General features: G+C 39.0%; 22 protein-coding genes. 13 read left to right on the forward strand and 9 right to left on the reverse strand.

From position 1 onward, the window contains the following. Nucleotides 1-73: 73 nt before the first annotated feature. Nucleotides 74-829, forward strand: a complete 756-nt coding sequence (locus PCNPT3_RS07145) for an FCD domain-containing protein (RefSeq protein WP_015465204.1) — start codon at nt 74-76, stop codon at nt 827-829. Between the two features lie 48 nt (nt 830-877). Continuing rightward, the gene (gene uxuA / locus PCNPT3_RS07150) at nt 878-2,056 is read left to right on the forward strand and encodes a mannonate dehydratase (protein ID WP_015465205.1); all 1,179 of its coding nucleotides are present in this window, start codon (nt 878-880) and stop codon (nt 2,054-2,056) included. 79 nt (nt 2,057-2,135) lie between these two features. Here the strand turns inward: uxuA and PCNPT3_RS07155 are convergent, their stop codons facing one another. From PCNPT3_RS07155 to PCNPT3_RS07185, 7 genes are all read right to left on the reverse strand, one after another. After that, a complete protein-coding gene (locus PCNPT3_RS07155) occupies nt 2,136-2,999 on the reverse strand; it encodes a DUF7281 domain-containing protein (RefSeq protein WP_015465206.1) in 864 nt (287 codons plus the stop codon). Between the two features lies 1 nt (nt 3,000). Next, entirely contained in the window at nt 3,001-3,468 is a 468-nt protein-coding gene (locus PCNPT3_RS07160; RefSeq protein WP_015465207.1) for a hypothetical protein, read from the reverse strand. Between the two features lie 13 nt (nt 3,469-3,481). After that, nucleotides 3,482-4,723, reverse strand: a complete 1,242-nt coding sequence (locus PCNPT3_RS07165; protein WP_015465208.1) for a hypothetical protein — start codon at nt 4,721-4,723, stop codon at nt 3,482-3,484. After that, nucleotides 4,723-5,346, reverse strand: a complete 624-nt coding sequence (locus tag PCNPT3_RS07170; protein ID WP_015465209.1) for a hypothetical protein — start codon at nt 5,344-5,346, stop codon at nt 4,723-4,725. Before PCNPT3_RS07170 ends, PCNPT3_RS07165 begins: the two co-directional genes overlap by 1 nt. Beyond that, entirely contained in the window at nt 5,339-9,028 is a 3,690-nt protein-coding gene (locus PCNPT3_RS07175) for an ATP-binding protein (RefSeq protein WP_015465210.1), read from the reverse strand. The genes PCNPT3_RS07170 and PCNPT3_RS07175 overlap by 8 nt, the downstream gene beginning before the upstream one ends. Nucleotides 9,029-9,195: 167 nt before the next feature. Further along, nucleotides 9,196-10,107 (reverse strand): ROK family protein, encoded by a 912-nt coding sequence (locus PCNPT3_RS07180; protein WP_015465211.1) that lies wholly within the window; start codon nt 10,105-10,107, stop codon nt 9,196-9,198. Nucleotides 10,108-10,170: 63 nt separating this feature from the next. Next, nucleotides 10,171-10,911: a phosphatase gene (locus PCNPT3_RS07185; RefSeq protein WP_015465212.1), complete on the reverse strand. Its 741-nt coding sequence runs from the start codon at nt 10,909-10,911 to the stop codon at nt 10,171-10,173. A 304-nt stretch (nt 10,912-11,215) separates the two neighbouring features. Between PCNPT3_RS07185 and zntR the strand changes: the two genes are divergently transcribed. After that, entirely contained in the window at nt 11,216-11,677 is a 462-nt protein-coding gene (gene zntR, locus PCNPT3_RS07190; RefSeq protein ID WP_015465213.1) for a Zn(2+)-responsive transcriptional regulator, read from the forward strand. Nucleotides 11,678-11,685: 8 nt separating this feature from the next. Beyond that, on the forward strand, nt 11,686-12,951 hold the full coding sequence (locus PCNPT3_RS07195; protein ID WP_015465214.1) for an SO_0444 family Cu/Zn efflux transporter: 1,266 nt from the start codon (nt 11,686-11,688) through the stop codon (nt 12,949-12,951). Between the two features lie 96 nt (nt 12,952-13,047). Here the strand turns inward: PCNPT3_RS07195 and PCNPT3_RS07200 are convergent, their stop codons facing one another. Beyond that, nucleotides 13,048-14,520, reverse strand: coding sequence for a C69 family dipeptidase (locus PCNPT3_RS07200; RefSeq protein WP_015465215.1), 1,473 nt, complete (start codon nt 14,518-14,520; stop codon nt 13,048-13,050). Nucleotides 14,521-15,190: 670 nt separating this feature from the next. Further along, nucleotides 15,191-15,397 carry a transcription antiterminator/RNA stability regulator CspE gene (gene cspE / locus PCNPT3_RS07205; protein ID WP_015465216.1) on the reverse strand — a complete coding sequence of 69 codons (207 nt, stop codon included), beginning with the start codon at nt 15,395-15,397 and terminating at the stop codon, nt 15,191-15,193. Nucleotides 15,398-16,061: 664 nt separating this feature from the next. Here cspE and PCNPT3_RS07210 point away from each other — a divergent pair. From PCNPT3_RS07210 to PCNPT3_RS07250, 9 genes are all read left to right on the forward strand, one after another. Continuing rightward, entirely contained in the window at nt 16,062-16,325 is a 264-nt protein-coding gene (locus PCNPT3_RS07210; protein ID WP_015465217.1) for a hypothetical protein, read from the forward strand. Nucleotides 16,326-16,811: 486 nt separating this feature from the next. Further along, a complete protein-coding gene (locus PCNPT3_RS07215; protein ID WP_015465218.1) occupies nt 16,812-18,335 on the forward strand; it encodes an arylsulfatase in 1,524 nt (507 codons plus the stop codon). A gap of 121 nt (nt 18,336-18,456) precedes the next feature. Continuing rightward, a complete protein-coding gene (locus PCNPT3_RS07220) occupies nt 18,457-19,758 on the forward strand; it encodes an anaerobic sulfatase maturase (RefSeq protein WP_041771277.1) in 1,302 nt (433 codons plus the stop codon). Nucleotides 19,759-19,791: 33 nt separating this feature from the next. Next, a complete protein-coding gene (locus PCNPT3_RS07225) occupies nt 19,792-20,772 on the forward strand; it encodes an AAA family ATPase (protein WP_015465220.1) in 981 nt (326 codons plus the stop codon). 6 nt (nt 20,773-20,778) lie between these two features. Further along, on the forward strand, nt 20,779-21,747 hold the full coding sequence (locus PCNPT3_RS07230; RefSeq protein WP_015465221.1) for a DUF58 domain-containing protein: 969 nt from the start codon (nt 20,779-20,781) through the stop codon (nt 21,745-21,747). Between the two features lies 1 nt (nt 21,748). Next, nucleotides 21,749-22,279: a DUF4381 domain-containing protein gene (locus PCNPT3_RS07235; protein WP_015465222.1), complete on the forward strand. Its 531-nt coding sequence runs from the start codon at nt 21,749-21,751 to the stop codon at nt 22,277-22,279. After that, a complete protein-coding gene (locus PCNPT3_RS07240; protein ID WP_015465223.1) occupies nt 22,272-23,321 on the forward strand; it encodes a vWA domain-containing protein in 1,050 nt (349 codons plus the stop codon). Before PCNPT3_RS07235 ends, PCNPT3_RS07240 begins: the two co-directional genes overlap by 8 nt. Then, nucleotides 23,314-25,092, forward strand: coding sequence for a vWA domain-containing protein (locus tag PCNPT3_RS07245; protein WP_015465224.1), 1,779 nt, complete (start codon nt 23,314-23,316; stop codon nt 25,090-25,092). Before PCNPT3_RS07240 ends, PCNPT3_RS07245 begins: the two co-directional genes overlap by 8 nt. Then, nucleotides 25,089-26,318 carry a BatD family protein gene (locus PCNPT3_RS07250; RefSeq protein WP_051043793.1) on the forward strand — a complete coding sequence of 410 codons (1,230 nt, stop codon included), beginning with the start codon at nt 25,089-25,091 and terminating at the stop codon, nt 26,316-26,318. Before PCNPT3_RS07245 ends, PCNPT3_RS07250 begins: the two co-directional genes overlap by 4 nt. Nucleotides 26,319-26,348 lie beyond the last annotated feature (30 nt).

Raw genomic sequence — 26,348 nt, forward strand, 5'->3', positions numbered from 1 at the left:
GATCGAGCGGCGAAATTGGTAAACCAATTTCGCCCTTTTATCCCAACGCAAATAGCACAAGGCAATGACTCAGATGTTTTCATATAAACCTAAAAGATTATACCAAGAAATTGGATTCAAATTACATGATGACTTATTACAAGGTAAATATAAAATAGGCGACAAATTACCACCTGAGCGTGTTATTTCTGAACTCTTTAATGTCAGCCGTACGGTAGTACGTGAAGCATTGATCATGCTTGAATTATCTGGACTGATAGATGTGCGTAAAGGATCGGGGGTTTATATTATTAAATTGCCATCAGCCGAAATGCCCCGGACACCTGAACTGCTTGATGATATAGGCCCGTTTGAAATGATCCAAGCGCGTCAATTAATTGAAAGTAATATTGCAGAATTTGCAGCCACACAAGTCACTAAAAGTGATATTTCTAAAATGAAAAAAGCATTACAACTTGAACGTTTAGAAATAAATTCTGGCAGCGTAAAACACAGTGGCGATAAACTCTTCCATCAACTTATTGCGCAAGCAACACAAAATAGTATTTTGGTTGATATGCTCGAAAGCCTATGGACTTTAAGAGAAAAAAGCCCCATGTGGAAACAACTCCATGCTCGAATAGCAAAACAAGAATACCGTACAGAATGGTTAAACGATCACGCCAGAATTCTGTCGGCATTACAAAAACGTGATCCTCAAGAAGCAAAAAAAGCCATGAATCAACATCTTGAAAATGTTAAAAACTCTCTTTTAGCATTATCTAATGTTGATGATCCTAATTTTGATGGCTATTTGTTTCAAGCAAACCCTATTGACATCATCAAATAATAAAAACGATTATTGATAGATATAAACTCTCTTTTTAAGGAAATAATAATGCTACAAACTTGGCGCTGGTATGGACCTAATGATCCCGTTTCTCTTCAACATGTACGCCAATCAGGTGCCACGGGCATTGTAAATGCATTGCACCATATTAAAAATGGTGACGTTTGGTCTACAAAAGAAATACAACAACGTAAAAAAATCATCGAAGAGATGGGCATGACCTGGTCTGTGGTTGAAAGTGTGCCAGTGCATGAAGATATCAAAACACGCAGTGGTCATTATCAGCAGTATATTAATAACTACAAAGAAAGTTTAAAAAACTTGGCAGAAGCCGGTATTAAAACCGTCTGCTACAACTTTATGCCAGTATTAGATTGGACACGTACCGATCTTGATTTTGAAATAGAAGATGGCTCAACAGCCCTACGCTTTGATAATACAGCCTTTCTCGCTTTTGAGCTGTATATCTTAAAACGTCAAGGCGCTATTGAGAGTTACTCCAAAGAAACGCAAGCTCTTGCTTATGCTTATTATCAAAAAATGAATGCCGATGATATTGCAAAACTAACGTCAAACATCATTGCCGGCCTACCTGGTGCGGAAGAAGGTTATAGCTTAGAAGAATTTCAGGCGCAATTAAATAAATATAAAGATATCGACAAAAATGTCTTACGACAAAATTTGGTGTCTTTTTTAAAAGAATTAATGCCGACATGTGAGCAATACGGTTTATGCCTCGCCATCCATCCCGATGATCCACCACGCTCCATTTTAGGTCTACCTCGTATTTTATCGAGCCTAGATGATTTCGCTTGGCTTATTAAACAAATACCTAGCAAACAAAATGGTTTAACGATGTGTACCGGATCCTTTGGCGTAAGCGAAGGCAATAATTTACTTAAGATCTTCCAAAGTTTTGCCGATCGCATCTACTTTATACATTTGCGCTCAACGCAGCGAGAAGCAGACAGCCTTAATTTTTATGAGGCAAATCATCTTGAAGGTGATGTCGATATGTACGCTATCGTACTTGAGATATTAAAAGAAGAAAAACGCCGCACCGATGCTGGAGATTTAAACCCTATTCCGATGCGCCCAGATCATGGCCATCAAATGCTCGATGACTTAAATAAAAAGACGAACCCAGGTTATTCAGCTATCGGTCGTTTGAAGGGACTTGCAGAGCTTCGAGGCCTTGAATTTGCCCTTAAGCGCGCTTTCTTTTAAACGTAATATACAAAGAAGCGTTTTTACTGACCCTCAATAATGGAAAAGCTATTTTTTATTGAGGGTTTTTTTTAGACTTTTATAATGAAAAGAGGGATAACGCCAAATTTTTAGCTAACATATGCTCTTGCTGTAACGTCTTTTGCGTACTTTTCATGGCATCATAAGCATTTTGACACGATAAGGGTAAGGACGTTTGTTGATCAAGCCACCTCTTACTCTCCCTTTGCATGATCCATTCTTGCTCAATACCACGTAACGACGAATTTAAAGCCGTTAAATCCTCAATACCTAACCACTGTGTCGCGCCACTATTTAATGCCATTTGTGATCCTGCTGGATCTAAATCGCCAAAAAAGATTAAACGATTCGTTTGCTTAAAGCGCCTGAAAAACAGATACGAATAATGGGTGTTATTGCTCGGTTTGATATCACCTCGATATAAAAACAAGGCGTTCTTTAAACTCTCTGGTAGATTTAATAGCGCCAAGTTACCCATGACTTCTAAGTTTTCAACCATAATAATATGCGAGTGTTGCACCGATTTTATGTCCGATGCGCACACGATAATACCTTGTGCATTAATATCGGGAAGCGTGTATGTTTGCTGGTTTAAACATAATAAATTTAAACTGTTGAGCAGTATATAATCGTGATTAACAGCTAATGCATTGAATTTTTCATCTTTAAACTCCCCAGCTTGGCTTACTCGTTTGCCTTTTTCAGGGTACTTATCAATAAAAAAATTTAACTGCTCATCAGCAATGAGTCGCTGTTTTAATTTTTCAATGTCATGCGCATTAAAATAAAAAAATTTGCCTTGTAACTCGCCAAAATAATACTTATCAAAAAGCGCTTGAGATAAAGGGCTCTTTTTAATTTTATTTTTAAGGGCCCCCCTAAAATTATTTTGGCAGTATTTATAAAGACTGCGACTTATCATCTTATTTGCTTTGGATATTAATGATCATGCCATCGACGACATAAAGCTGGTAAAAGGTACCTATCTTGTCAAAAAAACCTTCGTTACCCGCACTATAATTATAAAGATATGGGTTCAGTACTATTTTATCAATTTTAAGCTCTTTGCCACCGATCTTGATCAGCATGTGCTCTGCGCGTGCTTCAGGGCCTTTAATATATTCACGAGACATTAACGGGCCACTCACAATTTCACAGTTTTCAGAGGTGCATTGTGCTTGCTGCGCCGTCAATATATTAAAGGTATAGCCGACACTGACCACCAATAAATAAGTAAACACAGGGATAAATAAAATTCCGGCTAAATAATCTTTTAATTGCAACATCTTGCGGAGGGTATAAAGCTTTCTTAATAAGCCAATTAAAAAACCTAATAAGATCAAGTTTAAGATGATCAAGATAGGCGTTGAGGTCGAGTAAAGTAGTTGCATATTTAATGTTTCTCTATTTTAAAACGATAACAATATCGCTATAACTATAATTGGCAGTGGTACCAGGTACCACTACACCTTTGGGTTTAATGTCCAATGCATTTTGCTGCTCAAGCGTTAGTTTACAATAACAACTAAACACCAGTTCAACCCATTGCGTCGGACAAATTTCTTTGTTTATTTGAGCCCATAACAACAGATTAGTTTTCCAAAAATCCACGGCTGAAACTGCTTGCGCAGATGTGATAGCCTGCTCAAACAATAATTCGGCTTGATCTTCAAAATAATCATAATGTGACGGTGCGAGTTCAATTGGCGCCATTTCAACGCGATTAACCTCGCGTTTTTTTATTTGTGGCGCACTACTTTGTTTACGTAATGACTGCACAATATTAATCAATGCATCTTCTAACGCACTATTTTTGACGTCAACGTAGCTTTTAAGTGTTAATCGAGGCGAGAATTTTAAGCGTTTATCTAAATTGCTATCCTCATACAAAGTATCGCTAAGCTCAAATTCTGGATGTTGACGTAAATAACGCGCCATATTACGCAGTAAGCTGGCTTGTTTTTCATCGTGACGTAAACGAAATAAACTTAAGCGCATATTATCAATAATAAAACGCAAACGTGGCAAGGTTTGATTAAACCAGTAAATAAATCCACTTATTTTACGTGCAAACTCAGTAGGACACGCCCAATCACTCCATTCATAACAGCTTTCAGGATCTATTTGCTGTAACTCGGTGAGTAATTTTTGCGCATAATTTAAAGCTTTTTCATTTTCGCGCACTTTCGCGCTTAATGAACTCACAAACCCAAACTGACTTGAGATAGCATAATGCATGTTATCCAAGCTCACGTTGAGGTTATCTTTGGCGTCATAAAAGAGATCATCAAGCTGATCCAAATAATACTGAGCATCATCATAAAGCTTGCTCTGCACAGATAATCGATAATCGTGCACCGTATCATCTAAGACATCGATAACTTTACCCATGTCCGTTAACTGCCGATAACTACTCTGTTTACGCATTAAGCGGTTTAACATGCGCTTAAGCTCAGCCGTTAAACGGTACTCACCCGGCTCATCATCCGGGCGTAATAAACCTTTTTTATGCAAGATATTTATCTGCCGAATATCTTGCATGTCCATGCTGATAGAGCCATAGACATAAGCCTCAGCAATCATTTTATCATGACAGCCAATATGTCTTAGTAGTTCAGCGACTTGCCCTGCATCATAACCCGCCATTAAAAGAGTAACTCTTCTTGTTGATGGGCATCATTTTCGGGCAGCTCAATACTCTCCGCATCATTTAAAAATTCAATTAATAAATAAATAATATCAAAGCGCGCCGTACCATAATAACGACTGCTACCACTATTTTTACGCACTAAATAGCCCATTTCTTCAAGCTTATGAAACACTAAGCCTAACTGCTCTCTTGACTCTAGCTTATTAGTTTTAAACGGTTTCAATGTCGTTAAGTGGCGAAGTTGTTCGCGCAGTGTCTGGTCATGCTCAAACGGGTCAAATAATTCATTAATATTGATCACCGATTTTGCGCGCACCGGAAAATCGGTTTGTGTGGCCATTAAAAGTAACTCTAAAAACTCCACGAGCGGACGAAACACCCCGCGTAATTCACTAAATAAAGCGCTAAGTTCGGCTTTATTAGAGTCATCAACACTTTGAAAGGTACAATAGTAGGCATCTGCACTCTCTAAATACGTTAAATCCCGGTCTAAATTAAGCAGAAAATCAGTGACTTTTTCTTTGTTTTCAGAGGATTTTAAATATTCAAATTCATCGCTCATTGCCGTTTCACAAATGATAGCGCCACTGAGCAGTTTTTGTACCGTTTGTTTAAACATTATCTAACTCCTCTACCACGACCTTATTTTTACGCAACGCCAGCAATTCATCTAAGCGCGATGTTGGGATCTCGGCATGATAAATTTTATTATCTTTTAATTTATAATGACGATGATATAACGACAATATATGCCTGTCTGTTGACGGTGAAGCCGATAATATTGAGATGTGATTCGCATTAAACATTTTAAGTAATAAATCGATGTTTTCCGCGGCCAATTCACCGAGCTCATCCACCGGTAATATGATCTGTGACGCATGCTCATCATTGCCTCTGAGCATGCCTAATATCCCGGCAAAAAGTGATAGCATGGCTAAATAAGACAGCCCTGTAGAGCTGATTTTTTTAAGTTGTCTTGCATTGCGAGCATGTTTCAACTGCCCTTTTTCTAAAATGCTAAATTCAATATCAAATAACTGCTCAAGCTCTAAAACAAAGCCCTCACTGGGTAAATAAGAAGCTAATTTTTGCATGGCGTACACTAAATCATCAGGGATCTCGCCACTGCCTTCGCGGAGCTCATCTCTATATTTTTCAAACAAGGTCGAAAACTGCTGTAAAGGGCCCCAATATTCAAGCTCTTCTTGTTTCATTACCGTATAGACATTGATATCGGCTAACGCTTCAAAACTGGCTAATGCCGTCACATTTTTAGACAATAATTTACCAATACTTTTTATGCGTTGACCAAAATTCTTAATATGCTGATAAAATTCATTGATCATATTGGCATTAATGGTCACCAACTGGTAAGTGTTTTTTTGCTTTTGCGCTGCACTACTCAACAGATCTGCAATGGCACTTCGGTACTTAAATAAGGTGCGAGCACCTTGGAATTGGTCATTATCACTCAGTAATGCCTGCCAATTTTCATATAACTCACTGCTTGAATGATCTTTTCTAAACTTTTCAGTAAAGCCTTTTAGCTCGCCTGCAAGGCGTTTTTCAACCCCTTTAAACTGCTCCAGCCAATCAAAACAAAAGCTGACACTTAAATCTGCTTCATTATTTGGCTCCAGCTCATTGCTTTGTAAGGCAATGCCGTGTTTTTCACAATTCTCTTGGCTTTCTCTCAGCTGATACAACAGATCCTCTGTGGTGCGCAATTGCGTAATATATTTTTTAAGTCGCTGATGCAGCGTTTTAATTTGTGTGTTTTTTTCAATCAAAAGCTCTTCTAAGCTATTTTGAAAACCGCGTAACTCGATATTACGATTTTGATTTACTTCGAGCAATTGAGGCAGATGCACATAGCGTTGACTCATAAATTGTTCATATTCACGCGCTTTACGTGCCCATACCGCGCATTTTTCAAGCTCTGTTTCTAATTTTGTGCGTTGTACATTACATTTATCGACTTCACCATCGGGATCTATCTCTTGTAACGCAGTATTTTTTTGCTTTTTATGTTCGCTAAGGCGCGCCTTAACATTGCTTTCTATTTCTTGGTGTTGCGCGCTTAATTGGCTTAGTTGGCTATCTCTATCAGACTCCACCACCATGCGTTGCTCTAACATTAGATTTTGTAGATCATGACGTTCATCTTGCTCAGTTTCTGCAAAGCTTTGCATTTTCTGTTGATGCGCTTTTATCTCACTTTTTAGTGAGGTCACTGACACGTCTAATGCCTTTGCACTCTCTTTTTGCATGCGTATTTTTTTGGCTTGAATATTTTGCTGTTGTACTTTTAACTGCTGTAATTTCAGCTGATTTTGTTGCTCTTTTTGTGACGCTTCAAAAATGTTAATTTTTTGCGCATCTATCTGCTTATTTATCTGCGTAAGCTGCTCTTCAAGATTACTAAGCATCGCAACATGCGAGATTATTTTAGCCTCTAACGTATTTAATTTTTCACGAAGCTCAGTTTCATTTAGCTGTAGGTCATTTTCCTGCAACACTTGCAGGTCCAGTTGCAAACCATATAATGTATCGCTTTGTTGTTTCCATTGAGGCGCTAAATCAGTGCGTCTTAATTGCTCTGTTGATAGTACTCGGCCAATGTTATCCTTCCATTGACTCGCAAGTGGCTCATTGCTTAAAAAATATTGTAACGAGCCTGCTTGTGGGAGTAATTGCATCTCTACTTCAAAACATTGCTCACGCAACTTAAGCAGTTCACGATTTTCTTTTTTATGCTTATCGAGTAACGTTTCACGTTGCTTTTCAAGGGTAGTTAAATGACTTTGTAACGAGACATTATTTTGTAAATGTACATTTTGATTTTCATGACAAAGATTTAAGTCATTCTGATTTGTTTCTAATACAGCCAACAGCTGCGCATCTAGTTGCGGATTTTGTTGCGCGCTCAATATTTTTTCAAGCTTAAGTTCAAGCGCTTGCGCATGCAGATTTAACTTTAAATGCGTTTCATGTAATTGCTGATTTAACGTTAATAATTGCGTTTGGTAAGTATCATTTATTTTTAAAAGTTGCTTATTTACCTGCTCTTTGATATTTGCAGTTTGCGCTTGATTAGCACTGATATCTTGTAAATGTTGCAGTTTAAGTACTTGCGTCAGTTTTTCAAATTTGCCTTGTATTTTACTGACATTACCTTCAAAGGCATCAATAATGGCATTCACTTCTTGTAACTGTTGCTCTATGTTACCGACTTGATCTGCGCGTACTTGAAAACTGGCAGCATCCTTTTCATCAAACGTCCATTTGTCACTTTCTAACAAATCGATACGGCTTTGATCCGCTTCAATTAACGCGTTAAGTTGTGCTATCTCTTGGCGAAATTGTTTTGAACTTTCCTCTAATTGTATTTCTAAGCGATCTAGACTCTCTCTCGCTTGTTGTTTTTCTGTTTTACGCTCGGCTTGCACTTCTTCTAAATTTTTCTGGTGCGCCACAATTTCAACATGTAGATGCTGTAATTTAACCAATAAACTATCTAATTGCGTAAAATCGGTTTGCCAAACTTTAATCTTTTCCGCTACTTTTTGAATAGCACGACTCGCTTGAATATCGGCAAGCCAATGTTGGATATCTTCTTTATTAAGGCTTATTTGCTCTTTGTTATCTAACGTGTCACGTGCTAAATGGTCACTTGCTATCGCAACTAACATACGTTTTACCGCATCAAAATCGAGATTTTTCTCAATCGTACCATTGATCACTTTATCGATATGGGGCATTGGCTGCTCACTAAATGAGAAGCGTTTTTGTAGATTGCGGATCTCTTTTAATTTACGGCCACTGCGCAAGTTTTGGATCACTTGACGATATTTATCAATGCCTAAAAAATTAGACGTCTCAGCCCCTGCATGACGATAAATACGCTCGACTTCATTCACACTTAAAGGTTGCTGATTTTTATCTATAAATAAAGCGCTATCATAAGCACTATCAATAAATTTAAAATGTACCCCTCTGCCATCACTGCTGGCGAGTACCATACACGTTTGCCCATAAGGTCTCTTATATTCATAGATCAGCATACTTGAATCATTGGGGAGGTAATAATCAGCAAAATTTCGCGCTTGATCGACTTTACTTACGATATCACTTGGACGCATGCCATAAAATAAAGGTAATAAACGCATTAAAGAGGTTTTACCCGCGCCATTTGTCCCTTCAAGTTGAGTATGCCCAGTCAGACAAAGTTCATTTACTTGTCCTTTCCAAAAACTATCGATAATAATAATACGCAATAATTGATAGGCTGATTGAGCCATATAAGATCCTTTACATGCATTTTGCTAAATAAGAATAAGAACGGGCTAATTTATAAGGATCTCAACGCTTTGTCGATGCTTTTAGATAAACAATGTACGAAAATTAACATATTGCTAAAATATCGTACATATTATGCAGATCCTTTGATATTAAAACCTATTTTGGCCTATTGTGGCTTCTGATAATTTAATAAGGCGGCCCCGCGAACGCCACCAACACCACCAAATGTCGGTCTACAAATAACCGGTAAGGCAACGTCTTTTAAAAGATGCTTAGGTAAGCGCTCTTCTAACGCGTCATATAGTTCATCAAAATTAGAGAGGCCACCACCAATAATGATCACATCGGGATCAAGGACTAACATTGCCGTCGCAAGACCCGCTGCTAAAATATCAAAATAGATATCAATAATGCGCCGCGTTAGTATATCGCCCGCACGATATTTTTTAATGATCTCAATCCCAAGCAAAGGCGTTTTTGCATAATGCGCGTATAAACGTTCCAATCCGATGCCGGACATATAAGTCTCTAAGCACATCGCCCTGCCACACGCACAATCAAACAAAGGCAGCTCAGGATACTGCAACACGATCGTTGCAGGCAAAGGATAATGACCCAGCTCTCCGGCAAAACCGTTCAAACCACGATGTAGTTGCCCATTCACAAAAATGGCGCCTCCCACTCCCGTTCCTAAGGTAATACCTAATACACATTGGCCACCTTCAGCACTTCCGCCATAACACTCAGAAAGTAGAAAACAATTAGCATCGTTTTCTAACTTAACGTCACGCTTTAAAGCATCAGAAAGCTCAGCAGAGAGACAATGGCCTTTAATGGCAGGCACATTAACGCAGTACAAACTCCCATCCTGTTGATTAATTGAGCCGGGAAATCCCAAACCGATATGACCCTTACAATTATATTTTAAATCAGCGTTGTTCACCCACAAACAGATCATCTGCATAAACTCATAATGCGTCGAGGGAGTCGGCTTTTGATCTACAAAAATACGTTGTAAATTCATGTCATAAATACAAAAAGCGATTTTTGTGCCACCAATATCAAATCCGTATAACATTTAAGCCTCTTTTTCTTTTATAAGCACAACGCACTCAGCTTTGTGCTGCGTATAAGTACGTTTTTATAAATGTGCAAATTCAGCAATCGGTTTTCTACCACGTAATTTCAAAAAGTCTAAAAATTGACGCGTCGATGCCGTAATAATTTTTGCTTGTGGGAAGTCTATATTGCTTAACAATGCTTCAGCTTGCGTAAAATTACCTACCGCGTGCGCAAAATGTGCATCTGATCCGGTGGTAATATACGCGCCCATTTTCTTACAAAGCTTTGCAATCTCAATGCAACGTGGCTCACTGCCGATTCGTGACAGGCAAAGTGAAGAGTTATTGATTTCGATAGCCACATTATATTTAATGGCCTGCGCTATTACTGCCTCAAAATCAAAATCAAAATTAGGATTTCCTAAGTGCGCCAAAACATCTACTTTATTAGAGCTGATCACATTTAATAACGTTTGTGTGTGTGCGGCTTTATCAAGCGGTTTAAAAATGGGCTCATGTAAACTTGCAATGATCCAATCTTGCGCATCTAAACAATGATCAGAAAAATCGATCTCACCTTGTGTATTTAAGATATTGACTTCAGCCCCCTTTAACAATCCAACACCCGATAAAAAACGTGGGATCACTTTTTGGTTCATGAAATACCAATAATGAGGCGCACCCGGCATAGAAGACGCATGATCGGTCATACAAAGTAGAGTCAGTCCATTTTTTTTAGCCGACTCTGCATTTTCAATTATCGTACTGTAAGCGTGTCCGCTTGCGATTGTGTGAGTATGAGTATCTACAACAAATTTCATTTTTATGCCTCTTATTCAAATATTTAATACACCTGCGTTTTACGCATTCTGAGATGTGTTTTTTAGATACATCTCATTTTTATCGCCACTCTGACTTTAATGACGTTTAAAAGCACCACGCATCAATACCATAACACCTCTGATCTCCCCTTTGATTGTCTAAAAACAAAAAGATCTGCGTTCACATTAAAAATAATTAAAATACATGAGACTTTTAAAAATATAAGCTTGACCTTAGATTCAACTCTAAGGTTATACTTGTCTTATATCTTTCACTTTAAAATAATGCCTAAAGGATCGTCCCATGTATCGTATTGGTGAACTTGCAAAACGCTATCAGGTAAAAGCAGATACATTACGCTTTTATAACAAAAACGGGCTACTTATTCCGTCGTCGCGCAGCACCTCTGGCTACCGTTTGTATACCGAGCATGATGCGCAGCGCCTGAGCTTTATTTTACGCGCCAAAGAGGTAGGCTTTTCCTTAACCGATATCGCCGAGTTATTATCCATCGAATTAGAGCGAGATAATTGGGCATGCATGGACGTAAAAGGCCTTGTAGACAGTAAACTCAAAGATATAAACAATAAAATAGAAGAGTTAAAGTGCTTTAAAAACTCGTTACAACAACTCTCAAATTCTTGTTGTGGTGGCCCTGAAAGTGCTCTGCACTGCTCTATTTTAGAAGCATTAGAGTCAAACACAAAAGCCTGTCATAAAGCGCATTCACATTCCCGTCCCGTATTACGTAATAACAAAAAATAGAGATCATTATGTTACTGACTAACTTTGTAAATATATTTTTAGACTCCGCACCTTGGCTACTACTAGGACTGCTTTTAGCTGGGATGTTAAAAATGTTTGTGCCCATGCAATGGATGCAAAAACAATTAGGGGGTCATGGTTTTAAAAGCATCATAAAAGCCGCCATGTTAGGTGCCCCTCTGCCACTTTGCTCATGTGGCGTTATCCCAGCAGCCATTGGTCTTAGACGCTCTGGCGCATCAAAGGCCTCAACGGTTTCTTTTTTAGTTTCAACTCCTGAAACAGGTGTCGATTCTATCACCGTTTCTTATGTATTACTTGGCCCATTTATGGCCATTGTTCGCCCTATTGCAGCCGTGCTAAGCGCCATTGTTGCGGGGCTTTTAGTAGGACGAGATGAAGAACTCGATGAAAAGCAGGAAAAGGCAGCACAAGCATCGCTAAAAACACCCTGCTCGCATAACAAGGTGGCAACTGAGCCAACAAGCCCTTGTTGCTCAAAAAACATGGCAGAAGAGCCTCAAAAAACGATAACCTGTTGCTCATCAAAAAATATTGTAGAAGCGCCTCAAAAAACGACACCATGTTGCTCATCAAAAAAGGAGCCACAAACGTCGACCCATTCGCATCAACACGCTAATGAAGATACCTGTTGCGATCATGACTCTGATATTGCCTACGAATTAAAAGACAAATCTATTTTGCATCGCATCAAAAAAGGCTTACATTTTGCGTGTACTGAGCTCGTTGAAGACACGACAGTTTGGCTACTTATAGGCTTATTTTTTGCAGCCTTAGTACAAACATATGTACCAACAGATTTAATGAGCGAATGGGGTGATGGCATTTTTGCTATGCTGTTTATGGTAGTGATCTCTATCCCGATGTATATTTGCGCCACTGCCTCAACACCTATTGCTGCAGGTTTATTACTCGCAGGTATCTCACCGGGCGCCGTTTTAGTGTTTATGCTTGCAGGCCCTGCCACGAATATCGCAACGATAGGCATGGTAAATAAAGAGCTCGGCAAACGTGCATTGGGCGCTTACCTCACCGGCGTGATGAGTGTTGCACTGCTTTCAGGCTTACTTGTTAATTATGTTGTTGATAATTTTGCGATTGAGGTCATGCCCAAAGTGGGCCCTGAACATGCATTACTGCCGGCCGTTATTGTTTATACCTCCGGTATTGTATTGGCTATTTTAATGGCAAAAGTTATTTTTGATTTAGTCGGGCGTAAAGTGAATAAAATTAAAGCGGGCGCATCTTCGTAAAAGAGCACAAACATAAAAAAACCGCCTTCTTTTAACCGGCGGTTTTTTATTCTTAGTATTTTATAAACACACTATAAAATACTAAGCTCATGAAAATTATAAGCTCATGATTTTTTTGAACTCTTCTGCAGAATATTTCTTCTCGGTACTTTTAGTAAGATCGGTCATCATTTTAAAGCGATATTGTGTCGCAATATCTAGCATGTTTTGTAATTGATCGTATGAATAATCCGATGCCATTTTGATAGCTGCAGCTTTGTCTGTTTTATAAAGCGCTTTTAAGCTTGGATCAAGACTTTGCATATCAGAATATAATTTGCTTTCGTGTTTATCCCACATTGTACTTAAAAAGGGTAAATATTTACCCTGATCAGCCGTCGCTAATGCCGTTAAGCTTCTAAACTGCCAGTAAGCAGAATCATCACTGTATGTGTCTGTACCACGGGTATAGGCTAGAGGGTATTCACGTAATGTATTGTAAACAGGCACCAGCACTGATTCACTTAATACACCAAAACTTTGCCAAATAACACCTTGGAACTCTTTAGGCATATTGGCACGAAGTTGGATCACATGCGTTTCTAATTGACGCTCTACACGCATAGGTCGTTTAGCAATACCTTCAAGCTCAGTACCTTTAAACGTTGCACTTAATAACTTATCAATATCACGTACAGACAATTTATGATCAGGTTTTAAAAACAGAGGATATTGTTGTAAGCCTGTTTTTTGCTTCAAAGAAGGCGTTAACATTTTTTGGCCTAACCATTCGCGATCGATATTATAAGCATCACCAATCACCCCAAAAGCTTTGGCAAAGTTAAAGGACTTAGGATCTACATTTTTCAATAGTTTATGTTTTTTTACAAACGCCACTAAATCTTTTGAATGCATCACGTCTTTACTATTTAAGTCAACGCCATGTACACGTAGTCCATTGGCAATCATCGCATAACTATCATCAGGGACGCGCACTGCAATCCAATGATGTCCAGAGCCGATTTCAAAAAGCCATGCACCTGTAATATCTGCAATATAAAGGCTGTTACCTTCGCCTGCACCATATTTTTCAACATATTGACCTAAAAGCGCAACACCCTCTTTGGCTGTTTTAGCTTGTGCTAAAATAAGCGAAGGAATGATAGCTTCGATAATACCGTCTTTCACTAATGGATCAGCTTTTTCAGCCGCTTTATTAACTTCAGCACTGGTTGTTGCAGATATCGCCACATTAAATTCATTAATGCCACGCTCTTCATAAAACTTACTTTGACTGTCAGAGATATTGGCATCCCAATCAGGCATTGCGGAATAAGCTAAGAAACTGGCTGGCATTGGCACAGTTAAACCATTACCAAGTACCCATTCTGCTGCTGAATTATTTTGAGCAGGATGGAATAACATGTATTTACTCCAGTTATTCGTACCAAAATCTTCATTTCGTGCAATCATAATACTGCCATCGACAGAGGCATCCTTACCTACAATAGCTCCCGTACAAGCAAAAGTATTCGTGCTTAGAAAGGATAATACCGCTACTGAAAAGACCACAATTGGTGTTTTTTTCATTCCATGTTTCCCTTTAGTGTCATTAATAATGCGCTCATTATAATACCTCTAAATAAATAGACTGTAGCCTTGATCACAGTTGAAATTGTCAGTGCACCTTTTCTAGGCACCTATCACTCAAAAAACAAACAAAAACATAACTAAGTAACAATTAATGGCTACTTTGCAAACAAACTGTGTGTTATTTAATCTAAAATATGTGCTTTTTGACATATTTATTGCAGTGCAGAGTAATTTTACTTTAGTGTAAATTAAAGGTTAAAGGGCAGATCTCGTCAGCACATGTTCAACTTTTAGTTTATATAAAAAAGTATTGGATAATGACTAAGCAGGGCTCATAAGAGATTATTGATGGGAAATAATGAATAACATTATATTTTTCATAAGGTTAGTATTTACTCTAAACGCATAAGGTTTTCTGAGTGGACTACATAATAGAAGAATATGTCGTGGTTGATAAATATTTTGGCATCTAAGTTAGAGTACATCAACAACATTTTATTAAGTCGCTTTGTGGCCCATTATAATATGAGTTTCTTACAAATTTTCAGCCCATATTACTTAGTCAAAACACTGTGTGATCAGCAAAAAAAATGCTAAACCCGTAAAGGTTTAGCATTCTCTAAAATATTTATTCAGCTCTGTGTAGGAGCTAAAATATCACAGCAAATTAAATCGCTACGATATTTTCTGCGTTCGGGCCTTTTTGACCTTGAGTTACAGTGAATTCAACTTTTTGGCCTTCAGCTAAAGTTTTGAAACCTTCGCTAGCGATAGCGCTAAAGTGAGCAAACACGTCTGGACCATTTTCTTGCTCGATGAAACCAAAACCTTTAGATTCGTTGAACCACTTAACTGTACCTAGAACTTTAGACATAATATTATCCTGAAATTTTAATGTTAGATTGCCTTAATAGGCCTGAATAGCGTAAAAACAGACTGGAACTTAAAAACTACAAAACGAGGTATTATTAATAATACAACGATATGAAGAATGTAAATAAAAGGCTTTCTTTCTTGCTGAAAGTGCATCATATAGAATATATATTATAAGTCAACAGCTGTTTAAAAAATGTACAGCGAATATTCCTAAAAATACACTCGAATTTGAATGAATTTTGACCATTTTTAGATATTTAAGAAAAATACTATAAGTCGGTTTATGCCCTGAAGCGCCTTAGAAAGCTAAGTCGCGAAGTTTTTGTTATTTGCTATCGACGACAATTAATATTTTTTTCGAGCATAGGAACTTATTAACTACCTTAAGTGAATGTAATCGGTCGTCTCTCTTATTTTATAGAGGCTGACGAATAACAACGCCACTGGCGTAATATCACTAATTTTATCTCGCGTAAATTCAAGATCCAATACCTGACCTTATAGCTGTGATCACTTCATAGAACTCACTTAGCTTGCTGTTTTTAAATAGAACTTTGTGCTATAAAAATAAATTATTGATATAAGTACTAAATAATTTACATACAGCGCCCGAGTATAAATAAGCCCGTACGTTTCACGATCCCATTTTAAGGAAGTATTACATGAGTAAATGCATCAACATTTTTAAAGGTTTATATCTTAATTTAGATCAAATTGTCGCTTTTGATATTGCAGATAATCATCAAATATTTATTTACAGTAGTATTCATCCGGAGAATAACTCGGGCATGTTTATTGTGACTTACTCGGAATCCCCTGAAGATGAAGACTCGTTAGGCGCTTATAAACACGTCACAATGCAAGAAATGCATAGGATCAAACGTGAATTATGCGCCTATTTTAAAATTGTAGAGCCCATTTTTTAATAAACAAAATAACAGAGTCAGCACAGCCTTAACCGATAGCCTGATCACAGTTAAAATTGTCAGCGCAAATTTTTAGGCCTGATGACTCAAAAAACAAACAAAAACAGAAACACCTTGCAATTAATGCCTGCTTTTCGAACAAATAGTATATTATTCAACCTCATTGTTACGGGGGTTACATATCTGCAACTGTACCGATCCCTTTTTCAACTCTTTTAAAGCTTATTTTACTACGTATTAACCTAAAAATAGGCAAGCCCCGTTTATCTATTATAAAAAAGGGAGTGAATTTTATGAGAGCTCTAAAGCATATAATAGGTATTTATCTTGAATGTCACATTGACTGCCGTATTATAATATACTTAAGATACATCGAAACTTAAGAGCGGTGTTGTTTTTATCCCTTAACGTTATCTCCTCTCGCCAACGCGCTGATGAGATATCCGTTCAGATATGTATAAAATCACAATTAGCCATGGAACGCCTATGAAATTTAAAAGAATGAAACCCAAAAAACGCATGCTTAATGCTTGCACTCTGGCACTTGCTCTCTCTCTTAGTACTGTTTCAGGGATTGCTCGAGCAACGGAGAAACCCAATATTGTTGTTATCTTTGGTGATGACATTGGATATTGGAACCTGAGTACTTATAACCAAGGAATGATGGGATATTCAACACCAAATATCGATAGTATTGCTAACGATGGCGTTAAATTTACCAACTTTTATGCACAACAAAGCTCTACTGCTGGTCGCTCTGCGTTTATTACAGGGCAGATGCCTAAACGCACGGGATTATCAAAAGTAGGTATGCCTGGCGCAGCACAAGGTATTTCTGAAAAAGATCCGACAATGGCAACAATGTTAAAAGAGTTGGGCTATGCAACCGGTCAATTTGGTAAAAACCATTTAGGCGATCGTGATGATATGCTACCTACCAATCACGGCTTCGATGAATTTTTTGGTAATTTATACCATCTAAATGCAGAAGAAGAGCCAGAGCAAGCAGATTACCCTAAAGATCCTGAGTTTCATAAAACATATGGCCCACGCGGTGTTATTCGATCTTTTGCCGATGGAAAGATTGAAGATACTGGCGCTCTCACCAAAAAAAGAATGGAAACAATTGATGATGAAGTGTTAGATGTCGCGACCTTCTTTATGGAAAAACAAGTCCACGCTAAAAAGCCCTTTTTTACTTGGATAAATACAACTCGCATGCACAATAACACCCATCTTGACGCTAAAGCCAAAGGTAAAACTGGCTTAGGTGACTACGCAGATGGCATGGTTCAACACGATGAGCAAGTGGGTAGGATCTTAAAAACAATTAAAGATCTTGGTATTGAAGATAATACGATTGTTATTTACACCACAGATAATGGCCCTATGATTGCCACATGGCCAGATGCCGGTATGACGCCATTTCGTGGTGAAAAAAATACGGGTTGGGAAGGCTCCTTTCGCGTCCCAGCAATGGTTAAATGGCCAAACCATATACCTAAAGGCAAAAATCTTAATGGCATAATGTCATTAGAAGATTGGTTGCCTACATTGCTTGCTGCCGCCGGCAATACAACTGTCAAACAAGATCTTTTGAAAGGTGTTGTTGCTCAAGGTAAAAATTACAAGGTGCATCTTGATGGTTATAACCAGTTGCCAATGCTGACCGGTAAAACAGAGAAAAGCGCACGTAAAGAGTTTGCTTATTGGAGTGATGATGGTGATCTATTAGCCATTCGCTACGAGCGTTGGAAGTTTCACTTTATGATCCAAGAGCATGAAGGATTTGATGTATGGAAATATCCATTTACTAAACTTCGTGTCCCGCTTGTTTTTGATTTGAAAGTAGATCCTTTTGAACGTGGCGATGTGGGTATGGGTTATGAGCGTTGGGTATATGATCACTCATATGTCATGTTTATCGCTAAGCGTGAAGCTGAAAAAATCTATAAGTCATTTGAAAAGTTTCCACCACGTATGGCGCCGGGTAGTTTTGTTCCCAAATAAAAGCCTCGATAACCTCGTTTAATAACAGAGTTAATATAACAATGTTTATTAACTCTGTTTATTAACAAGGTGTTATTTTAGAGTGGCGCGGAGTGCCACTCTCTCCTATATAAGTGATGGTATGTCTTATTCTTCAATAAAAAACAGCACCTTTTTAGAGGTGATCCCGCTTAAAACAGCAGAAAAAAGTGCCGATACACAGCGCCGTTTTCACGTCATGTCTAAACCGGGTGGTTCCAAATGTAATATTGATTGTCAATATTGCTTTTATCTTCATAAAGACGAGCTTCTTCATCAGCCCAAGCAACCCATGATGGATGACGCGACGTTAGAAAAGTTTATTAAAAGTTATATTGAGAGTCAAGATGGTGATCAAGTCATCTTTTCATGGCAAGGTGGTGAGCCCACGTTATTAGGCATAGATTATTTTGAAAATATTGTAAAATTACAACGTAAACACTGCCCTGATGGCGTCAAAATTGAGAATGATTTACAAACTAACGGTATTTTGTTAAATGATCAATGGTGTCAATTTTTAAAGACCAATCACTTTTTAGTCGGCCTATCTATCGATGGGCCTGCTGAGTTTCATGATAAATACAGAGTCACACGCAGTGGCAAACCCACTTTTCATTTAGTCATGGAAGCTGCGCAACGCCTGAAAAAGCATGGCGTACCTTTTAATGCCCTTGTGGTCGTCAACCGCCATAACGTCAAACACCCATTAGATGTTTATCGCTTTTTAACCAAAGAGCTCGGGGCAACCTATATCCAATTTACCCCCTGTGTTGAAGCAAAAGATTTTAAAACCACCGCACCACAATTTTGGAACGCTTCACTCACCCCAAATAAAGGCAGTGAACGCGCAAAACCGGGTCACCTTATGTCTATTGTGACCGACTGGTCAGTCGATCCTGATGATTGGGGTGATTTCTTAAATAGTGTCTTTAAAGAATGGGTCAATAATGATTTGGGCCGCGTCCTCGTTAATTTATTTGAAACGGCCGTCGCACAAGTGATGGGGAAAGCCTCTCAATTGTGCACTAGCGCGGAGTTCTGTGGTAAAGGTTTGGCCATGGAGCATAATGGCGATGTCTTTAGCTGTGATCACTACGTTTATCCCGAATACAAACTCGGCAATATTAACGATCGTGGTTTAAATGAATTTGCATTTTCTACCCGTCAACAGGCCTTTGGCATGGCAAAAAGAGACAGCCTCCCTCAATATTGTAAAGCCTGTCCTTATTTGAAACTTTGTTGGGGTGAATGCCCTAAAAACAGATTAATTAATACGCCGGATGGTGAGCCGGGACTTAACTATTTGTGCAGTGGTATTCGCGCTTTCTTTGATGAAAGCTTACCCATGTTAACGGGCATTTGTGTGTTACTAAAGAAACAGCAAAAAGACACAACAAAACAATAAAACAATAAAAACATGCAGACTAATGGAGTTATTATGCACTCGGCGCAAACAGCAGTTACTCAATTAACTGATCACCTAAATCAATCTGTTATTGGTCAAAAACATGTGATCCAATCTTTAATTATCGGCTTGCTGACTAATGGTCATGTGCTTTTAGAGGGCCTGCCGGGCACTGCAAAAACGCGATCGGTTAAAGCGCTAGCAGATGCGCTCGCCTCCTCTTTTGGGCGAATTCAATTTACCCCCGACTTATTGCCCTCTGACGTAACCGGCACTGATGTTTATCAAGAAATAAATGGTAAACCGCATCTTGATTTTCAACCGGGTCCTATTTTTAATAGCATCGTATTGGCCGATGAAGTCAACCGAGCGCCCGCTAAAGTGCAAGCTGCACTCTTAGAGGCCATGGCCGAAGGCACGGTCACGATCAACGGACAAAGTCATAAATTACCTGAAATTTTTATGGTACTCGCAACACAAAATCCCATCGAGCAAGAAGGCACTTATCTGTTACCCGAAGCGCAAATGGATCGCTTTATGATGAAAGTGAATGTGCCCTACCCAGATGATGCAACCGAAAAAGAGATCATGCGTTTAGTGCGCCAAGAAGGCAGAGAGCAGGCTGATAATTGCCAACAAAAAACACTGCAGATTGATCCTCAATATATTCTTGATGGGCGCAAAGAACTCTTCGACATACACGTTTCAGACATCGCTGAAAACTATATTGTGGCATTAGTCATGGCGACGCGTCACCCCGAGCGCTACCCCTATACCTTATTAGAAAAGTCGATAGAAATAGGCGCAAGCCCACGCGCCTCGATTGCATTAGATAAATGTGCACGCGCGCATGCATGGCTTGCAAAAAGAGATCATGTCTTAGTGGATGATATTCGCGCGGTCGCACACGCCGTATTGGGCCACCGAATTAGTTTAAGTTATGATGCACTCGCCGATGGCATAAGCACAACAGATGTTGTGCAAGTGCTGTTAAACTCTGTCGTTATTGGTTAAGCGCTTATGCTATCTACAGAGACACTTTTCACGCCTAAAAAATCGACTTTAGATCCCCGAATTCATTGCGATTTTACTGCGCTTGTTAAACTACAACGTCATATTAATCGATTTTCTCTTTTTTCTGGATTAAAAACGAGCTGCATGCTCGCAGGAAAGCATTTATCTCACGAGCGCGGTAGAGGCTTAAATTTTGAAGAGTTACGCCATTATCAGCGCGGTGATGATATTAGAACATTAGATTGGAAAGTGACGCTAAGGACGGGAAAGCCTCACGTTAGAGCCTATACAGAAGAAAAAGATCAAAATGTCATCCTTTGTATCGATCAACGCTCAACCATGTTTTTCTCATCGGTTGATACCCTAAAATCTGTTGTGGCAGCAGAGCTTGCAAGCCTTTGTGCATGGCGCGTCATTAAAGAAAGCGATCGTGTCAGTTTTTGTATTATTAAAGATCAAGAGATACAAAGCCTACCCGCTACCCGCCATCAACGTGATTTATTACATTACCTCAAACAATTAGCCACCAGCAATCAATCTCTACACGTAAACACCGAGACGCCCCCTCGCGCCTCGCTATTTTCAGATGCGCTACATTCGCTTAATCGACGTAAGTTAAAAAACAGTATTATTATTATTTTTAGTGATTGGATAAGCGTAAGCGACAAAGATATCGCCTTACTCAAACATCTGCAAAAATCCAATGATGTGTTAAGTATTTTGATCAGCGATCCGATGGATCGTGCGGTGAGCATAAATCCCGCGTCAACATGGGTATTTAGTAATGGCCAAAAACAAATTAACTTACATAAAAAAAGCGACCTGCTCACGGTTAACCAAAGCCTCGAAAGCCATTATCAGAAACGATGTGAAACATTACGCCACTTAATGGCCATGAAACATTTGCCTTTTATTGAGATCAATACCTCCGGAGGCCATATCGCCCAATTTATTAAATCCTTTAGCAGTACATAAAATGACGCATACACTGCCCAGATCCTATCTTTTAAAAGGGATAGTAGACACCCAAGTCGCAGATAGCATTGCATGGCTACCTCAAACTTTCGCGTGGACGATACTATTTTGGTTATTGGCCTTTGCCTTTTTGGCAGGCATGTATCACGCGTTTCGACGCTATCAAAAAAATCAATATCGCAGAGATGCGTTACATCAATTAGCACAAATTAACCGCGCCGACACCTATGATGCATTATGTGCTCTATTGCATATCGTTAAACACGTTGCCGTGCACTTAGATAACAATAACGCATCTAAAACAGATGACGATTTATTAAACTTTTTTGAAGTTACAAAAACGCGAAGCACCCCCTCTTTTCACAGAGCATTAAATCAACGCGCCTTTAAAGAAGTTTGGCAACCAAAAGATCAGTGCACCTTTAACTCAAAACAAATAGATGACTTATGTGCCCAATTTAAAACGTGGATCCGTCATCATTGTTTAGATAAGGATCATCTTCTGATGTCTGAGGGAAAAAAACATGATTGAGTTTTTTTTGCATGATCTCGAATTAATATATCCGATGTGGTTATGGTTATTACCTTTACCCCTGATCATTACGCATATTACGCCGTCTTATCGGACCCAACAATCAGCCATTAAAGTCCCCTTTTTTGCTATCTTAATCGACGCACTAAATATCTCTACGACCCAAGGCGCCAGTCAATTAGTCGCAACGCGTTGGCAAAAGTATTTATTGTGTTTTACGTGGATAATGATTTTATTTGCATTAACGAAACCTACGCTATTAGGGCCCCCTCAAGTAAGAGAGCAGATAGGCAGAGACATCATGGTTGTCGTTGATCTCTCAGGCTCCATGCAAAAAAAGGACTTTGTTAACCAACAAGGCCATAAAATAAGTCGATTAGATGCGGTGAAAGAAGTGTTAACCGACTTTATTAAAACGCGCCAAGGAGATCGTCTCGGTTTGATCCTTTTTGGAGATGCCGCCTTTGTGCAAACCCCCTTTACAGCAGATCATGATGTTTGGCTTGATTTGTTAATGCAGACCCGCGTAAATATGGCAGGTAAAAGCACCCATTTAGGCGATGCCATTGGTCTTACTATTAAACGTTTTAACGAGGCCACAAAAAACCAAACTAGCGAAAAAACACGAGAAAAAGTCGCCATTATCCTGAGTGATGGTAATGATACCGGCAGTTATGTCCCCCCCATTGATGCGGCTATGGTTGCAAAAGTAAATGCGGTGCGTATCTATATGATAGCAATAGGCGATCCTAAAAGTGTTGGCGAACAAAGCCTTGATATGCAGACCATTAATAAGATTGCCAGCGTCTCTGGCGGACAAGCCTATCAAGCATTAAATCAACAAGAATTACTTAACGCATACGCCAAAATCGATAAATTAGAGCCTCAGCTTTATCAAAGTACCCAATATAGAGCGAAGAAAAGTCTGCATCACTACCTTGTTATTTTAGTGCTACTGGTACACCTACTCTTTTTTGCAGGGCTATTATGTCAACGCCTCTATTTGAAAAAGGTAACATCAAAAGGTGATGCTGATGTTTGACATTCAATCTTCTCAATGGGAATTCATACAGCATCTTTTGGGGCAATTTCATTTTATTCGGCCCTGGTGGCTATTGTTACTTTTACCCTTAACGATCATTGGTTACTGGAAGTACCAACAAGATCCTCAAAATAACCATAAGAACCCATTACCTGCGCACTTACAAAAAGCATTACGCTTAGAAAGCAGCAACTGGGGAAAACAATTACCCCTAAAACTTTTAATTTTAGTGTTTAGTTTAGGCATACTCGTTTGTGCCGGCCCCTCTTGGCAAAAACAAGTATCTCCTTTTGAAGAAGATAAAGCCCCCTTGCTGATCATTTTAGACAGTAGCCTCTCCATGCTTGAAAAAGATGTCATGCCGAACCGACTTAGCCGAGCAAAACAAAAGATCACCGATTTATTAATGCTACGTGGTGGTGGTAAAACAGGGCTTATAGTGTATTCGGGAAGCGCACATTTAGTGATGCCCTTAACCCAAGATCTTGCTGTTTTGGGGCCTTATCTTATGGCCATCGGTCCCGATATTATGCCCATTGAAGGAAAATCTGCTTATAAAACGATCCCGTTGATAAAACAGCAACTGTTAACGCTTTCTAAATCAAAATTACAGATCTCTGCCACTGTTCTTTTGATCACAGATGCCATTACAACGTTAGATAAACAAATGTTCACAGAATATTTTAAGCACTCAAAAAATCAATTACTTATTCTTGGTGTGGGTGATACAAATAATCGCAGTGATTTTGCACTCAATATGCACTCATTAAACGCCTTAGCCGATTTAAACCAGGGCGGGAGCATACAATTAAGCGTAGACGATCAGGATATCAATTGGCTAAATCACCAAATTAAACGGCATATGCAATTGAGTCAGGACTCAGCTCAGCCATGGGAGGACTTAGGCTATTATTTGCTTTACCCTATCTTATTACTGACTTTATTATGGTTTAGACGAGGATGGTTGGTACGCTGGTGTCTTGCGATGATCTTTATTGGATCGCTGAGTAGTTATAGCCCGCCGACCTTTGCGTTGATGGTGTCATCGAGAGCGCTAAACTCGGTAACGTCTGAGAATATAACCTTGGTCGATAAAAGCATCCAATACTGGATGGATCTGTGGCTGAGCCCAGATCAACAAGGCCAATGGTATTTTGACCAAAAGCACTATGCTCTGGCAGGTCAACATTTCCAAGATCCCTTGCGTAAAGGGATCGCCTTTTATTATGCAGCTGAATATAAAAAATCCTATATTGCTTCGATGGCCGGTATCAGCGACCTCCAAGCCATTATAAAGAGACAAGATATTCCACAAAATAGCGATCCCGATCCTATCAAACAACAAAGAGCAGAAACGACAAGGCTTCTCTTATTTAATGCGGCCAACGCACTGCTTAGGCAACGAGAATATCTTGCTGCTCGCGATCTTTTTAAAATAATAAGCAAACATTTCGTCAATAATAAAGATGCCAAACATAATCTCATACTCGTGCAACATAGGATTGATGAAATTAATCTTTTAAGTGAGAGTCAGGCCAATACCGGAGAAGTGCAGTCGACATTATCTCTCGCAGATAAACCCCGGATAGCAAACGGTGCAGATGAGAAAGTGATGCAATCAAAAACTGAAAAATTAACACTTTCAGCGGCACAAATTTTGGCAGATAAAAATTTAGCAAACAAATGGTTACGCCGCGTAGAGGCTGATCCTAAATATTTTTTAAAAAACAAATTTCACATGCAGATACTTTCTGCACAAGGTAATGAATGATGCGTCAGCTTTTATTATTCCTCTTATTCATAAGTACTTTTGCTAGCACTGGCGTTTTTGCAAAAGAGCAGGCATTGATGACAATGCAAACATTAGTCGACACTGGGCAGGTAAAATTAAGGAGTGGGCTAATGATAGATAAAAATAAAGTCGCCAATATCTCCATTGATCAGGCCGTTATTTTTTACATTGATATTGCCACTCAACGTTGGTTTTCAGGGGCGACATCTATCGAGTCGATTTCGGTGTCTAATTTGATAGCACAGCCGCAACGTTTACAAGCCATTAACTATAGCGAGACTCTCGATGGGAAATCGTGGTCCCACCAGCGCTGGGAGATCTCTCTTTTCCCTCAATTATCAGGCAATTATCTCATCCCGGCTTTACACGTTAAAATGCGCGTTTCCATCGCTACAGGCAAAGATGTTGAAGGTATATTGTTAACTCAGCCTCAGCGTTTTTCAGCGCATCGCCCTACGGCTCAAATGACCAACCCCGATGAATGGGTCGTTGCATCTGCAGCAACTCTTTCGCAAACATGGGAAATATCTAGCGCCGTAAAAGAAAGCCCAAATAGGCAACTACGTGTTGGGGATGCCATCACTCGTAGAGTGTTACTCAAGGCGCCAAATTCACTTGCCATGTTGTTACCTGCTTTGATCCCGCCTGTAAAAAATAATGCAGTGAAACGCTACGCATCGCCTTTTAAACTCAAAGATACAAATACACGGGGGCAACACCTTGCTCAAAGAGAAGAGTCCGAGACCTATATTTTACAACAAGGAGGCGAGCTAACCTTACCCAGTATTAGTATTCCCTTTTGGGATACTCGCACCCAAACAGTGCAAAAATTAACGCTACTTGGTAAAAAGATACAGGTGAAACATACCCTCAGCTCTTGGTTTAAAGCCTATTGGTTGGTTCTGTTTACTATTTTTAGCCTTTTGGCACTTTTATATCTTATTTTTAATACAATAAAAAAACATTACCAGTCCCATGCATATCCTGATTGGCTACTCTTTTTAAAATCGATTAATAATAAAGATTGGCCACTTACCCGCCTTTATCTTTATCGTCGATTATTTAACAAAACCAAAAAATTGCAGCTAAAAAAACATTTAGACAGCGTGAGCAGTAACGAAAAACCTAATGAGCACAGTGAAAAAATTCAAACATCAACATGCTCACCCCGTCACCTTTTACGGATCTGGTTAAAAATAAAATAATGCGAAAAATATAATATTTTACACTGTATA

Origin of the sequence: Psychromonas sp. CNPT3 (assembly GCF_000153405.2) — a bacterium.
In the GTDB taxonomy this organism is placed as follows: Bacteria; Pseudomonadota; Gammaproteobacteria; order Enterobacterales; family Psychromonadaceae; genus Psychromonas.